This window comes from Neopusillimonas aromaticivorans (genome assembly GCF_030344915.1).
GTDB lineage: Bacteria > Pseudomonadota > Gammaproteobacteria > Burkholderiales > Burkholderiaceae_B > Neopusillimonas > Neopusillimonas aromaticivorans.
Genome location: NZ_CP128233.1, coordinates 2,663,308 through 2,676,669 on the forward strand (window position 1 = coordinate 2,663,308; position 13,362 = coordinate 2,676,669).

The 13,362-nt window shown below is 54.8% G+C and carries 17 protein-coding genes and 4 pseudogenes; 14 read left to right on the forward strand and 7 right to left on the reverse strand.

Going from position 1 to position 13,362, the window contains the following annotated elements; all coding sequences use genetic code 11:
• Positions 1–12 precede the first annotated feature (12 nt).
• The gene (locus N7E01_RS14645) at positions 13–507 is read left to right on the forward strand and encodes a hypothetical protein (protein WP_289173402.1); all 495 of its coding nucleotides are present in this window, start codon (positions 13–15) and stop codon (positions 505–507) included.
• Here N7E01_RS14645 and N7E01_RS14650 read toward each other — a convergent pair.
• Positions 478–1,591 (reverse strand): IS3 family transposase gene (locus N7E01_RS14650; protein ID WP_434089523.1). Its coding sequence is split into 2 segments (ribosomal slippage): positions 478–1,339 and positions 1,338–1,591, totalling 1,116 coding nucleotides; the frame shifts between segments, so codons are not numbered across the junction. The two genes, N7E01_RS14645 and N7E01_RS14650, sit on opposite strands and share 30 nt — an antisense overlap.
• On the opposite strand from N7E01_RS14650, the gene N7E01_RS14655 reads away from it, so the two are divergent.
• From N7E01_RS14655 to N7E01_RS14685, 7 genes and pseudogenes are all read left to right on the forward strand, one after another.
• Positions 1,591–1,890 carry a hypothetical protein gene (locus N7E01_RS14655; RefSeq protein ID WP_289173403.1) on the forward strand — a complete coding sequence of 100 codons (300 nt, stop codon included), beginning with the start codon at positions 1,591–1,593 and terminating at the stop codon, positions 1,888–1,890. The two genes, N7E01_RS14650 and N7E01_RS14655, sit on opposite strands and share 1 nt — an antisense overlap.
• A 94-nt stretch (positions 1,891–1,984) precedes the next feature.
• Positions 1,985–2,359: pseudogene (locus N7E01_RS14660) on the forward strand (transposase); the annotation flags it as partial.
• Between the two features lie 40 nt (positions 2,360–2,399).
• Complete coding sequence (gene tnpB / locus N7E01_RS14665) at positions 2,400–2,687, forward strand: IS66 family insertion sequence element accessory protein TnpB (RefSeq protein WP_289173404.1); 288 nt, start codon at positions 2,400–2,402, stop codon at positions 2,685–2,687.
• Positions 2,688–2,835: 148 nt separating this feature from the next.
• A pseudogene (locus N7E01_RS14670) lies at positions 2,836–2,997 on the forward strand (transposase domain-containing protein); the annotation flags it as partial.
• Between the two features lie 98 nt (positions 2,998–3,095).
• Positions 3,096–3,770 (forward strand): IS66 family transposase, encoded by a 675-nt coding sequence (tnpC, locus tag N7E01_RS14675; protein WP_289173405.1) that lies wholly within the window; start codon positions 3,096–3,098, stop codon positions 3,768–3,770.
• Positions 3,751–4,082 (forward strand): annotated as a pseudogene (locus N7E01_RS14680) (IS66 family transposase); the annotation flags it as partial. The gene tnpC and the pseudogene N7E01_RS14680, both read left to right, overlap by 20 nt.
• Before the next feature lie 75 nt (positions 4,083–4,157).
• Positions 4,158–4,334 (forward strand): transposase domain-containing protein, encoded by a 177-nt coding sequence (locus tag N7E01_RS14685; RefSeq protein ID WP_289175826.1) that lies wholly within the window; start codon positions 4,158–4,160, stop codon positions 4,332–4,334.
• A 266-nt stretch (positions 4,335–4,600) separates the two neighbouring features.
• Here the strand turns inward: N7E01_RS14685 and N7E01_RS14690 are convergent, their stop codons facing one another.
• Both N7E01_RS14690 and N7E01_RS14695 read right to left on the reverse strand, forming a co-directional pair.
• The gene (locus tag N7E01_RS14690; RefSeq protein WP_289173406.1) at positions 4,601–4,825 is read right to left on the reverse strand and encodes a hypothetical protein; all 225 of its coding nucleotides are present in this window, start codon (positions 4,823–4,825) and stop codon (positions 4,601–4,603) included.
• 138 nt (positions 4,826–4,963) lie between these two features.
• Complete coding sequence (locus tag N7E01_RS14695; RefSeq protein WP_289173407.1) at positions 4,964–5,356, reverse strand: hypothetical protein; 393 nt, start codon at positions 5,354–5,356, stop codon at positions 4,964–4,966.
• Positions 5,357–5,666: 310 nt separating this feature from the next.
• Between N7E01_RS14695 and N7E01_RS14700 the strand changes: the two are divergent.
• The 3 genes and pseudogenes from N7E01_RS14700 to N7E01_RS19040 all read left to right on the forward strand — a co-directional run.
• Positions 5,667–5,915 (forward strand): annotated as a pseudogene (locus tag N7E01_RS14700) (metallophosphoesterase); the annotation flags it as partial.
• 17 nt (positions 5,916–5,932) lie between these two features.
• The gene (locus N7E01_RS14705; RefSeq protein WP_289175871.1) at positions 5,933–6,325 is read left to right on the forward strand and encodes a hypothetical protein; all 393 of its coding nucleotides are present in this window, start codon (positions 5,933–5,935) and stop codon (positions 6,323–6,325) included.
• Positions 6,322–6,546 (forward strand): hypothetical protein, encoded by a 225-nt coding sequence (locus N7E01_RS19040; protein WP_350494867.1) that lies wholly within the window; start codon positions 6,322–6,324, stop codon positions 6,544–6,546. Before N7E01_RS14705 ends, N7E01_RS19040 begins: the two co-directional genes overlap by 4 nt.
• A 96-nt stretch (positions 6,547–6,642) precedes the next feature.
• Here the strand turns inward: N7E01_RS19040 and N7E01_RS14715 are convergent, their stop codons facing one another.
• From N7E01_RS14715 to N7E01_RS14730, 4 genes are read right to left on the reverse strand one after another with little or no spacing between them, the layout of a single operon-like run.
• Entirely contained in the window at positions 6,643–8,544 is a 1,902-nt protein-coding gene (locus tag N7E01_RS14715) for an ATP-binding protein (RefSeq protein WP_289173408.1), read from the reverse strand.
• A 5-nt stretch (positions 8,545–8,549) separates the two neighbouring features.
• Positions 8,550–9,464 (reverse strand): hypothetical protein, encoded by a 915-nt coding sequence (locus N7E01_RS14720; protein WP_289173409.1) that lies wholly within the window; start codon positions 9,462–9,464, stop codon positions 8,550–8,552.
• An 8-nt stretch (positions 9,465–9,472) separates the two neighbouring features.
• Entirely contained in the window at positions 9,473–10,390 is a 918-nt protein-coding gene (locus N7E01_RS14725; RefSeq protein WP_289173410.1) for an ABC transporter substrate-binding protein, read from the reverse strand.
• A complete protein-coding gene (locus tag N7E01_RS14730; RefSeq protein WP_289173411.1) occupies positions 10,327–10,509 on the reverse strand; it encodes a hypothetical protein in 183 nt (60 codons plus the stop codon). The genes N7E01_RS14725 and N7E01_RS14730 overlap by 64 nt, the downstream gene beginning before the upstream one ends.
• Positions 10,510–10,801: 292 nt before the next feature.
• Here N7E01_RS14730 and N7E01_RS14735 point away from each other — a divergent pair, with 292 nt between their 5' ends.
• From N7E01_RS14735 to N7E01_RS14745, 3 genes are read left to right on the forward strand one after another with little or no spacing between them, the layout of a single operon-like run.
• Complete coding sequence (locus N7E01_RS14735; protein ID WP_289173412.1) at positions 10,802–12,265, forward strand: COG3014 family protein; 1,464 nt, start codon at positions 10,802–10,804, stop codon at positions 12,263–12,265.
• Positions 12,262–12,738, forward strand: coding sequence for a putative periplasmic lipoprotein (locus N7E01_RS14740; RefSeq protein WP_289173413.1), 477 nt, complete (start codon positions 12,262–12,264; stop codon positions 12,736–12,738). Before N7E01_RS14735 ends, N7E01_RS14740 begins: the two co-directional genes overlap by 4 nt.
• A complete protein-coding gene (locus N7E01_RS14745) occupies positions 12,738–13,358 on the forward strand; it encodes a penicillin-binding protein activator LpoB (RefSeq protein ID WP_289173414.1) in 621 nt (206 codons plus the stop codon). Before N7E01_RS14740 ends, N7E01_RS14745 begins: the two co-directional genes overlap by 1 nt.
• The last annotated feature ends 4 nt before the right edge of the window (positions 13,359–13,362 follow it).

The window sequence follows — 13,362 nt, forward strand, 5'->3', positions numbered from 1 at the left end:
CGTTTCCAGCGCTTGACCTTTGGGATTGTGAGCCCGTGCCCGTGCCGGGGCATCCCGCAAAGCGAATGTGTCTGCGCCTCACCTCCAAAAGAACTCACCCGAAGGATTCGGGGGTTTGGTATTTATGCGCTGTCCTATCGTCACCAAGACGGCATCGATCGTATCATCTACCTTGGAAAGTTTGCAGGAGAGAAATCTGCGAGTAGAGGAGTGGACAATGCGTTTGGGGGTGATGTGCGTGATCGCTGGTACAAGCATATCGGTACTGCGACACTGCTGCTTCGCGGCTTAAAGATGGCAAGTAGGCCCCGTTATTCTGCTCATCAACAAAGGGCCCTGGAACATTTTGCCAACGATCCTTCCTTCCGGGAGGCTTACACTGACTCGTTTCTTGATATTTCAAATGAGGAACTGAGTCAACATGTTTTTATCAAAGGCGCTGATTTACAGGTATCGAGCAACGGTAATCCCCCATTTTTAACAGTAAGCAGCAGTAGAATTGTTTAAATATTTACTGGCTAATTTCTGTCGTGGGGTAATGCCGCCCAGTGCCATGTTTGGCCTTTCATTGTTGTAAGTCCAGAGCCAAGCGGTGGCACCGAGTTGAACTTCGTCCAGACTGCTAAACAGGTTTTGGGCCAGCCAATCATAACGCACCGTGCGGTTATAACGCTCGACGTAGGCGTTTTGCTGCGGATTGCCGGGTTGGGTATGGATTAGCGTAATACGTTGCCTGGCAGCCCATTGAAGCATGGTTTTGCCGATGTATTCAGGGCCGTTGTCGCAACGTATACAGGCGGGTTTACCGCGCCACTCAATGATCTGATCCAGGGCCCGTGTTACGCGCTCTGCCGGCAGGGAAAAATCCACCTCGATTCCAAGGCCCTCGCGGTTAAAGTCATCAACGACGTTCAGCAACCGAATCCCACGCCCATCGGTTAGTTGGTCGTGCATAAAATCAATGGACCAGACTTGATTGATATCCGTCGCTGTGCCCAGCGGATCTGGTCGCTCGCGCACCAGTCGCTTCTTGGGCTTAATGCGTAAATTCAGTTCCAGTTCACGATAGATGCGGTACACCCTTTTGTGGTTCCATGGGTAGCCTTTAATGTTGCGCAAATACAGGAAACATAAGCCAAAGCCCCAGTTGCGCTGGGCCGTTGTCAACCGTATCAGCCAGTCGGCAATGACCTCGTTTTCGTCGTTGTGTTTGGCCTGATAATGGTAGGCGCTCTCGCTGATGCCAAACGCCTGGCAGGCCAGGCGGATACTGGATTTAAAGTGCTTAACGGCGTTTTGCGCCATCTCCTTGCGTCGAGATGGCGCTACCACTTTTTCTCAGCGCCTCCTGCACCATTTCAGCCTTCAAACGCTCTTCGGCATACATCTTCTTGAGCTGCCGGTTTTCGGCCTCAAGCTCCTTCAGACGAGCCATCATCGAGGTGTCCATGCCGCCGTATTTGGCGCGCCACTTATAAAACGAAGCGCTGCTCATGCCATGCTCACGACACAATTGCGGCACGGGCGTACCCGCTTCAGCTTGCTTGAGGATCGCCATAATCTGGCTGTCGGTAAATCGCGATTGCTTCATTGTGTGAATTCCCTTGTAGTGGAAATTCTACCTTTGATCACTGCGGTTTAACGGGAGGATTACCCAACCGCCTGGGGTTTGCTATTCAAAACCTGGTTGATACGCAGATTGATGTGTCGAATGCTGTGCCGTGTGATTCGAAGGATGTCGCCGCCGCTTTAGAGCGGGTGATTGATCGCTTCACGTTGCATTACTGGCGAGTTACAGCTCAAGATCCAGTGCGAAAATCTGAAATCAATGCATTGTTGATCGGTAAGCGTTCAGCCAACCCCATCTTGAATCCGCTGACGCTGTGTTAGAGCATACGTGTCCATTTATTTTTCCATGGACACGTATGCACCAAGATACTAATGGTCGGCGTCGGCGCCGCAAACACTCCCTGCGTACAAGGCCGAACTGGTCCAGCAGTGCTTAAGCAGCGGTGCCTCGCTGGCCGCTATCGCACTTGATCACGGTTTGAATGCAAACCTTTTACGTCGATGGGTCATTGAGCATGAACGTTTGGGGCTGCATACCCTTGACGATGCACCCACAGACCCGGTGCCTGTGCCAGCACCTGCGGGGGCATTGCCTGAGTTTATTGCTTTGGGGCCGCCAACGTCGACCTCGTTGCTGATGCCCGCCTCAGCGCATCGTCACGAACGTGCCCCAACGGCTGATGCTACCGTGCGGGTCGAGCTGAGCGCAACGCGGATGAACATTACACTGCATTGGCCGTCTTCGAACAGCCAGGCACTGGCGCACGTGCTGCGGGAATTGATGGCATGATCCGTATCGACCAGGTCTGGATGGCCGTTGAGCCCTGGATATGCGGGCCGGTGCCGATACGGCCCTGGCACGGGTTGTGCGGGTCTTTGGCGCTGCGCATCCGCATCATGCGTATGTGTTTGCCAACAAACGGGCCAATCGCATGAAGGTATTGGTTCATGACGGCATCGGCGTCTGGTTGGTGGCACGGCGTCTGAATCAAGGCCATTTCATGTGGTCAAATGACGGCCATGGCAGCGTATCACTCACTCACGAGCAGCTCGATGCCCTGGTGCTGGGCTTGCCTTGGCAGCGTATCGGTGAGGCTGGCATTATCCGTCTGGTTTAACCCTAAAAGATCGTCATTCTGCAATCGGGGACGTTGCCAATAGCCGGCGCACAGGCGCTGTGTAACACTACGCCTCATGATGACGAACACGCCCGATGACCTTGACCAGCTAGACGCGCACCAGTTGCGCGAACTGGCGCGTCAGCTCATGCTGGCCAATGCGCGCAAAGATCAAGACATCACGTTCAAAGCGGCGCGTATCACGGCGTTGTCTCACGAGATTGCCATCTTGCGCCGGCACAAGTTCGGCCAGAAAAGCGAGCAATTGGGCGGTGAACAGGCGTTGTTGTTCGATGAGGCCGTGGGCGAAGACCTTGAGGCCATCGAGCGCGAACTTAATAAACTTAAAACCCGCCTGCTGCGGGTGAACCGCGCGATAAACCGCGCCGTGCGGCCTTGCCGCCCGAGTTGCCCCGCACCACCATCCACCATGAACCGGCGTCCACAACCTGCGATTGTGGCTGCCAGCTCAAGCGTATTCGTGAAGACGTCAGCGAGAAGCTGGACTACACCCCAGGCACCTTCAGCGTTGAGCGTCATGTGCGTGGGGTCTGGGCGTGTACACACTGCCAGTCAATGACGCAGGCTTCGATGCCCGCGTACATCATCGACAAAGGCATCGCCGCCGTGGGGTTGCTGGCCCAGATCCTGATCGCCAAATATGCCGATCATTTACCCCTGTATCGCCAGGAAGCGATCTTCAAGCGCGACGGCATGCACATCCCGCGCTCGAGCATGGCCCAATGGGTCGGGCAATGCGGTCATGAACTGCAACCACTGGTCGACGCCCTGCGTCGGTGTATCTTGCAACACCGTATCCTCCATGCCGACGAAACCCCGGTGCGCATGCTCAAGCCCGGTAGCGGCAAGACCCATAAGGCCTATTTCTGGACCTATGCACCGGGCAAGTTCGAGTCCTTGAAGGCCGTCATCTACGACTTCAATGAGGGTCGAGCAGGTCTCTATGCCCGCGAGTTCCTGGGGATTGGCAAGGTCAGCTGGTCGTTGATGACTACTCGGGCTACAACGCCTTGTTCCGCCAGGGGTGACCGAGCTTGGTTGTATGGCCCACGCGCGCCGTAAATACTTCGACCTGCACAAGAACAACCAGAGCCCTGTGGGTCAACGGGCTCTGGAATTGATTGGCGAACTTTACGCGATCGAGCGCGAGGTAGCGACCCTGTCTCCCGCCCAACGCCTGGCGCTACGACAAGAAAAAGCCAAGCCCTGGCCGATGCCCTGCACACCTGGATGTTGGTCCAACGCCAGCGGGTATTGAATGGTACCGGCACGGCCAAGGCACTGGATTACAGCCTGAAACGCTGGGCGGCACTGACCCGCTATCTGGACGATCCGTTCGTCCCAATCGACAACAATCATATCGAGCAACAGATCAGACCCGTGGCCGTTGGAAGATCCAACTGGCTCTTTGCAGGCTCATTGCGTGCCGGTAAACGCGCGGCCGCGATTATGAGTCTGATTCAATCGGCCAAGCTCAATGGACTGAACCCGCATGCCTATCTGAAGGATGTGCTCACGCGTCTGCCGACACACCCAAACAGCCGGATCGACGAGCTGCTACCCCACAACTGGGTGGCACCTGAGACTAACGGCGTCGACGCCGTTTCTGAAAAAATTTGCGCTTGAGGTAGGGAGGGGAATGTAGTTCCCCAGACGCTTACGTTGATCGGATCAAAAAATCAGAAAGGCGTTGAACGCTCATTGATTGAGCATTATCGGCATAGATTGCCGATGAACGCAGAGTATCGTCTCCCCGATAGCTTGAACGCTTTTTACCACTATGATCCCAGCGGCTTGATTCAGGTGGGCTCGGAAGATTTCAATGACCTTGATCTTCTCATTACTAAGAGATTAGGCTGGCTTTTGTCGGGCCTTAACGATCATTCATGACCCTAAATGCCTTTTAGCCACGATAGGGTTGCTTTGTACCCGTTTTGATGTGCATCTTTAAAGAGCAATTCCAGATCTGTGCTTGCTGCGTGACCGTTAGGATGAGCAATGATGGCAAGCATTTTTTCAGCCCGTGCATCAATTCGGCTGCCTAAGAGATTTAATAGATATGCGAAATCGCCCAATTGGTAATGGGGGTTGTCACCATGTGGCGTGTGGTCTTTCACGAGTTCCTTCGTAACCCAGGCACATATTTGATTCAGGCCGGGTAGGTTAAGGTAAACGCTTTATATGGGTTCGTCAGTTCATGTCTTTTCGTCGTGCATAGGGGGTGTTCTGCAAGATGCATACATTCCCCGAAGCACTTAAATGCGTAGCGAACCTTTAACCGTTGTCTCTCTTGCCCAGCGTGAGTACGTGCGGCTATACACCGGAATTAACACCTCGCATTCCATTTGGTAGGCTTCCATCGCCTCGATTTGTGACATGATGAGTGACTCGTTAAAAATGCACAGAATGAATTTCGGGTAGATCGTGAGCGCGCGGCAGCATTGGTAAAGCTGTTCGCGCTGATCAGCCGTCAGGTCGTCATACATTTCAACCCGGTTGCCGTCGACTTTATCGCTGAATTGGCCGAATAAAGCTCGAACGGCGTCCGATTCGACGACATGAAGTGCAGCCATCAGCAGTGCATCTTCGAGCGTATGCTCTATGGTGGGAATCCAGACAATTCTGCGCGCGCCTTTTTTAAGGTCCACGCAGGGCGGCTACCTTCAGAGAGTTCTATTCGGTATCCCGTCACTAAACCCCCGTCATTGGGGTGTGCCCGGCCTATCAAAATATGAGCGGTAGTTGCGGCCATCTATTCGATCCTCGCTGTCAGTGTTGGTATATCTTGCCATGGTCTTGCGGCAAAATATGTCGCTTGGCTGAAAACTGATCTTGGCGTCGTCAGCCTCAAGTAGCCAAGGCATCGTCTACAATATTTTCGCCAGGTGTCTTGTACGTTGGAAACCTGCACATCTCACTGTGCCGGCACCGCGTGGAGCTCAGTAAATAAAGGAATCCATGAAGCCGATTGTGCAAAAATTTGATGCAAACATCACCGGTCGCGACTTTGTTGTGGGTGATTTGCATGGCTTTCTCGATCTTTTCCATGCCGAACTCGACCGGCAAAATTTTGACCCATCGTGCGACCGGGTCTTTAGTGTGGGCGATCTGATTGATCGCGGCCCTGACTCGATGGGGTGTCTGCGATTATTGAAGCAGCCCTGGTTTCATGCGGTTCGAGGCAATCACGAGCAGATGCTGCTTGGATATTTTTCCCTGCATCGTTGTCCGTTCAAGCGAGTTTGCTCAATACCCAAACGTTCCTCAAGCATGGCGGTGCATGGGTCACGACGTTGCGGGCGTCTGAGCAGAACGAACTGCAATCTGAACTTTTGCCCTATGTACGCACGCTGCCCCATTTGATTACGGTGGGTCAGGGCCGCACCAGGTTCAACGTTGTACATGCTGAACTCATGACCGGGGCGCCGGAATTTTCCATTCAGCGACTCACATCGCCAGCCCTGCGTGACACTACCGTATCGTCTGGCAGCGTGATGACAGATACTGATCTCGATGCCTTGCAGGCCGATGCTCAAAGCCCTTTTCTGGATGCCATGCTGTGGGGGCGACGTCTTCTGAAATCCACTGATCAACAGGCGGCCAGGTTTTTGAAATGACTGCGGGCAGGCTGGGCGTCAGCGAAACCCCCGTGCAAGATGGGTTGTCGCTGACGTATGTGGGGCATTCGCCGGTTCGGCAGATGATGCTGCACCAGTCGCATGTGTTTATTGATCGCGGTGCTTTTTTGGGCCGTGCTGACAGTTGTCTGTTGATGGTCTGTCATCAGGAAATAATGGACGCGCTTCGCCAGCACAGCCTGGTTGGCTACACGGCGTAGGCGTTATTTCCGTGGATGACGGTCTTGCCGGCTGAAATGGCATAAAAATGCGCTTTTTCCAAAGCACCGGGCGATGGTCCCGGTCAGGGCGAACGCTCAGGTACGCATGGAATGCATGGAAACGAATCGCCCCAATGTGGCTTCAAGCTCAACCTTTTTAATGGGCTTTGACAGGTAGTCGTCCATGCCGGCATCCAGGCACATTTCACGGTCACCCTGCATGGCGTTGGCGGTCATGGCGACGATGGGCTGGCGGGGCAGGGCCTTCGCCGCTTCGTGGGCGCGAATGGCGCGTGTGGCTTCAATGCCGCCCATGACGGGCATCTGTATATCCATCAGTACGATGTCGTAGCGCTCGCCAGCGGTCAAACGGTCGACCGCTTCTTGCCCGTTGATAGCCAGTACAACGGTATGTCCCCATTTTTCTAACAAACGCGTAGCCAGTTGCTGATTCACGATGTTGTCTTCGACCAGCAGGAGCTTCAGGCCGGTACTCTCGACGCTCATGGGTAGAGCTTTACGATCTGAATTCACCGATCGTGGCGCCGTCGTTGAAGCTATCGCGGGAGCGGCAGGGGCAGAGTCCATCGGCAGTGCCGCAGCATCCGGGCTTATCGATACCGATGCGCTGTTTTCTGTGATGGATACGGTAGCGGCCGCTGGCGGGTCTGCCAACGGGCTGTTGGCTGACGGGCCAATACCTGCCAGACGAATGCTCGCAGGGTCAAGGCCAGCCGGGTCAATGCCGGCGACCAACGTAAACCGGAAGCAGCTGCCTTTCCCGACCTCGCTATCAACCGTCATTTTTCCGCCCATCAGCTCGACCAGACGGTTGGAAATAGATAGCCCGAGTCCGGTGCCACCATACTGGCGGGTCGTGGAGGCATCGGCTTGCGAGAACGATTCGAAAATGCTGTCGAGCTTGTCGGCCGGAATGCCGATACCGGTGTCGCTGACGGCGATGTCCAGGGTGACGGTCGTATCGGTGCGGGTTACAACAGAAACATGCACGGCAATCTGGCCGTCGGGGGTGAACTTGATGGCGTTGCCGACCAGGTTGATTAGTACTTGGCGCAGGCGGGTGGGGTCGCCGATGACGTGGGTCGGTACCTCGCTGGCAATGTCGCACACCAGTGCCAGCCCTTTCTGGCTGGCGCGCAGCGAGAGGGTTTTCAGTATGTCGGAAATGAGTGTGTGCAGGCTGAAACTGACATTTTCCAGCATCAGTTTGTTGGCTTCAATTTTTGAAAAATCAAGAATGTCATTCAGGATGCTGAGCAGCGACTCAGCCGAATTTTTGACAATGCGCATGTATTCCTGACGCTCGGACTCGGTGCCTGCATCGAGCGCCAGGTCGGCCATGCCGATGATGCCATTCATGGGTGTGCGAATTTCGTGGCTCATGTTGGCCAGAAACTCACTTTTGGCGCGGCTGCCTGCTTCAGCGCGCTCGGCCAGTTGTTCGGCGCGGTCACGCTCTTGGGTCAGATTTTTGTTGGCCTGTTCAGTTTCGAGACGCGAGGCGCGTTCGGCGCGTTCGGCGGCCCGGCGCGCTTCGTTTTCTTGTGTGGTGCGACGAATGAGGACATCGCTTTTGCAATAGTGCAGGCCCAGCAACAGCAAAATCGACAGCAGCGACAGCAGTAACCAGGTCTGGCTGTCGCGAAACTTGAGCAGTGGTCCGGCCGAGATCAGTTTGCCGGTTTCCCAAACGCCGCCGGGGACGGGCAACGACTCCCAGAGCCACAACCGGTTGTCGCGGGCACGCAGCCAGTCACGACCAATGCGTTCATAACCCAGCCAGTTGACGTCGTCGCTGCTGAACACGCGCTCTGTCAGCATCTGGTGGTGTGCCTCGGTATTGTTGAATAACGCGCCCTGATCCAGATGCTCCGGGCCCAGCAAAATGAGGCCGTCATGGTGAATCAGGATGTCGTCAGCGTGCAGGTAGTCGGCCAGGATGTTTTCCAGATTGAAACGAAGAATCAATACCCCCATGGTTTCTACGTTGTCATCCAGGACTGGACGCGCAAAATAGCCTGCGACGTAACCTCGTGAGATGCTTTTGGCGAAGTAACCACTGGCTTCGCCGCCCAGGGCTTTGATGAAGTACGGTCGAAATGAAATGTCCAGCCCCTGGGCGCTCGGATCGGAGCTGATTTCAATGCGACCCTTCGGGCTCGCAAAAGGACGGCATCCGCTCCGATACGTCGGTTGAGAATACGGAAGGCCAGATCATGCCCGGCTTCGGGGCGCTGCATGGTCATGGTCACGATCGGGTCGGCGGCCGCAATTTTGAGCAGGTCTGCGGCGTGACTGTTGAGACTTTCCAGTCGTCCTTTGACCCGCTCAAGCTGTGACTGGGCATCACGCTTCATACCGGCCCGAAAGTCAGCTTCGCTGTTGATCATGATGGCGCCGGCAAGTGCAATGACAGTGGGCAGACCCGCGAGTGCGGCCAGCAAAACCCCGCGCGCCCAGCCTCGAAGGCCGGCCCGGCTCCAGAGCCAGAAAATGACTGTCGCCAGGCTGAGAATTTGCAGCAGGCTCGCTGCAGGGTGGTTCAGGGCGCTGAGTATCAGCAAAGCCGTCGCGCCGATCAGAATCTGCCGGGACCCTCTTTGCGACCCCATGGCCAGACTGCTGATGCCTGTGCCGAGGGCCAGGAGCCCGAACAATGGGCTATGTGTCTCGCCCAACTCGGGTAGGCCGCCAAGCAGCGCCGGCAAGTGCAGCGCCGCCCATGCCACGCACAACACTGCCAGCAGCATGCTTTCCCGTGGCGAAAAAATGCCAAGATCGCGCAAGAAATTTCGGGCTGTCAAGGCGGTGCCGGCCAGAAAGCAGGCGAACCAGATTTGCGCGACGGCCAGCAGCCCCGGGACGCGCGGCAGAATCTCGAAATCGGTGAACAGCATTTCGTTGGTCAGTTAATCCACTGGTCAACGATACCTTGCGTATCCGGGCTGAGCTTGATGCCCAGTTCTTGCATGCGTTTGCGATTGATGGCAATGATGGACCGTTTGGCATCTTCGACGGGGGCGTCTTTGATAGTGCCGCCTTTAAGAAGCTTTACCGCCTGGAACCCGGACTGGAAACCCATTTGATAGAAGTCGATGCTGACACCACCAAAAAAGCCGAACCCGGTGAACGATGAGTTCAGCGATATATCGATTTTCTGGATGGCTTTCGTCAGCAACGGGGCAACGGTTGCCATGGTCTTGCGGGTGCCGTCAGTTGGGTCAATGGTCGACATGGTGACCGGAATATAGGCATCGATGTCGTCCGTTTCATTGATGGTTTTGGCGTGCGCCAGCATGGTGGGGATATCTTCTGCGGCAAACACGACCAGGCTGTTCTCGTGGCGCGTGCCTTTCAGTTCGCTGATGATCTGGTCTTTCAGGATGATGCCCACCGGGTCGGTTGAGTGCAATATGGCCACTTTTTTCAGCGGTTTGTTCAGCATGGCTTCCAGCATGTCGAATTGCTCACGCATGAAGATGTATTCAAAGGTGCCGGTGATGTTGGCCGCCGGGGTGCGATTGTCCAGAAAGGTGGCTTTCTGGTTGTACGCGTCGAGACTGCGGTTCAGCCCGGTGAACACCAGTTTTGTCTCGGGTTGCTTCAGGATGTCTTCGTACAGCATGGCAAACGCCGGGTCGTCGATGGTGAAGACGAACTTGGGTTTTTGGGTACGGATGTCATGTTTGATTTTTTCAATGTCTTTCGCCACGTCTTCTTTAGCCCGTACACGGGTGTCAAGGAAGTAACCCTGGGCCGTCAGGTTGGCGTAGCCCCTTGCTTCAGGGCATCCATGGCCGCTTCGTACTGCGGCCGCCCGCACACATCGTTTTCGTCATAACTGGCCACCAGGAAAATATCGGCGGCCACGGCTGATGTGAGGGTGCCTGCGCAGAGCAGCAGTGCGACAAGACCAGATTGAAGGGCGCGGCAGAAGGGCATGGACGGGTCCTGGAGAAGGGTGGGCGACGACACGGCAGTTCAGGTCGCATCGACTGTGGTGGTGCAGGCGAATAGCCTTGATATGGAAATTATAGTCGGATGGGGTGGTTGACGAGGTTTTGAAGTGGGTCGTGGTTTCGTATGTTGGGTAGTTCAAACATTGTCGATGTTGTGTCGAAAATATTTCAAGAAGTTCCGTTGGATTTCTATTTGATAAAAAAATAGCATTCGTTTACATTTAGAAAATTCTTATTTTGATCAGAATTAATAAATTCATATCAATATTTAAAATATGTCCTCAATAAATAAACTCCAGAAATTATTGCTTGTGCCACTGGTGCTGGCTGTTTTGGCCGGTTGTGCAGGCACCCGAACCGTAAGTCAGGAAGAGGCCAAGGTTCACCTGGATACGTCTGATTACAAGCAGTATGCGCAGCGCTATCTCGACAAGACGGGTAAGCCATCCTATGACAAGACAAGTCTGCTTGATGCGCTGGAGGCAGGCAAAGCCTTCAATGATGCTGGCATGTGGGGTCAAAGCGCAGAGGCTTTTGACGCAGCAGAAAGCCTGATGCTCTGGAAAGCCGATACGGTTGATACACCGGCAGAAGTAGCCAACCTTATGGGCACTACCCTGACCAGTGATGCGTTTGGTGCGTATCAAGGAAAAATCTTTCAGGGTGGGCTGATTGACTACTACCAAACCATCAATATGTTGATGATGGGCAATGAGTCTGATGCCCGCGTCAGCTTCAATCGACTGGAAGTGCGCCAGGATAATGCCTTGGAGCAATTCAAATCATATAGCGATACAGTTAATGAATCGGTTAGTGACGGTCTGAACGACAAAGAGTCACTGTTTTCGGCCCAAAGCCTGAAAGCGATCGGTGGCGAGGTTGACTCAGGTATTGCCAATGTGCCGACAGGCTTGAAAAACGCCAAGATTCGTAATGCGGCTGGCGATGTCATGTCGGCGGTGTTTCGTGCCAGTTCGTCTGCGCAACAAGACAAAGCGTCCAATGTCAGTGCTGACAGCTTGAAGCGTGCGGCATCGGCCTCTGCCAGTGCCGGTGGGCTGCGGCTGGTCAAGCAGCTGCAACGTGATATGCGCTCGGGGCGTGGCGCGTTGAAGAACAAGGTCATTGTTGTGTATGAAGACGGCACAGGGCCAGGGTTGTCAGAGTTTCGCATTGACTTGCCGCTGTTCATCGTGACCGACAAGGTAACCTACACCGGTATTGCATTACCCCGGTTTGAAGCGGGCAAGCCTTCCCTGGGAGGTCTGCAGATGGGTAACGGGAAGCGAAAAACGTCCACGGTCGTCTTGACTGATCTTAACGAACTGGCGGGTCTCGAATTCCAGGCCAGTTATCAGGGCGTGGTTGCCAAAGCGGTTATTTCCACAGTCATCAAGACAGCCGCGCAGGCGGTCATCAATCATCAGATCGACCGCGAAGCGGGCAATAGCTTGCTGGGTAGTGTGTTGAAGCTTGGGGTTGGCGCTGCGCAATATGCCTTGACCAAGGCTGACACCCGGGCGTGGGTGAATTTGCCCAATACGATTCAGATGGCAGTCGTCGACAAACCCAAAGATAACGTGTTGCAAATGCAGGCTGAGGCGAATGGCGCGACGATTGACGTTGACTTGCCTGCCGGCGAAAACGTGCTGGTTGTTGTCAAATCGGCAGGCCTGGCCGGCAAGCCGGCCGTCTATGCCCAGGCGTTGCCGGCTGTTGATCAGGTCGCAGGTCTATGAGCGCTGTTCGTTACCGAAATTTGTTGGCACTGGTGGCGCTCGCCGGCATCGTGTCCGGGTGGGCAGATTCTGCGCAGGCACAGGTTAAAGAGCCCGAGCCTGTCTATCGTTGCGATTTGCGCAGTGCCAAAGAATCTGCGTTATCGCTGGTTGACGATGCCAGCCATCGCGGTGCGCTGATCAGCAATGTACAACTGATCACCTTGCACAATGGCATGAAAGCTGTGTCATTCTCGGCCACGTACGCCGATCGTTTTGCCAGCGATGGCAGCCCTCGCAAGTTGCGCTTCACAGTGTCATGGTTTGATGACTGCGGGCGCCCTGTTTCGCTGGGCTCCAATGCATTTGACGGGGTTGTGCTCAACCCCGGTCAGCATGTCACGCGCCAGTCTGTGGCTCCTACCCGTGACGCCTCTTCGGCAGAAGTACGCTTCTATGTCGAACCCTCTACCTTGATGGATCCTTACCAGTAATGAAAAAGACGTTTGTTATCGCTATCTCTGTCCTGGCACTTGCCGGCTGTGAAACCATGCCAGTCAGCTCCAGTAATCCGAATGCCGGCCTGAGCACGACCGGTGAAAAAGGGCTGGTTGCCTTTGGGTTGCAAAGTGTCGATTTTGAATATGCGGCCAACCAGGCAGTGCAAGAGTTTCTTGAATCATCATTTTCCAGAAAACCGGGTGGTGGTCGCTGGGTGGTACAGATGGGAGAAGTCGTCAATGACACCACCTTTCGTATCGATACTGCCAGTATGACCTCGCGCATGAAGCGGGCCATGACTAAAACCGGACAGTTCATCTTTACCGGTGCAACGGGCCGTGACCGTACCGATTTCGTAGCCGATTCCCGTCAACTCAGCCGCTCGGCCATGTTTGACAAGTCAACTGTGGCAAAGCAGGGCACTGTCGTTGCCCCCGACCTTGAAATGCTGGGTGGCATTCGTCAGCGCACCGTCGTCAGTGCAGACCAGTCGCGTCAGCAGCTGGAATATGAATTTGATTTCCGGGTTGTCGAGCGTGATACCGGTCTGGAGATTTTTCAGGCGTTTATCCCCATTGAGAAGCTGGGCTCTAACAAGTCGTTTGCATGGTGAGGCG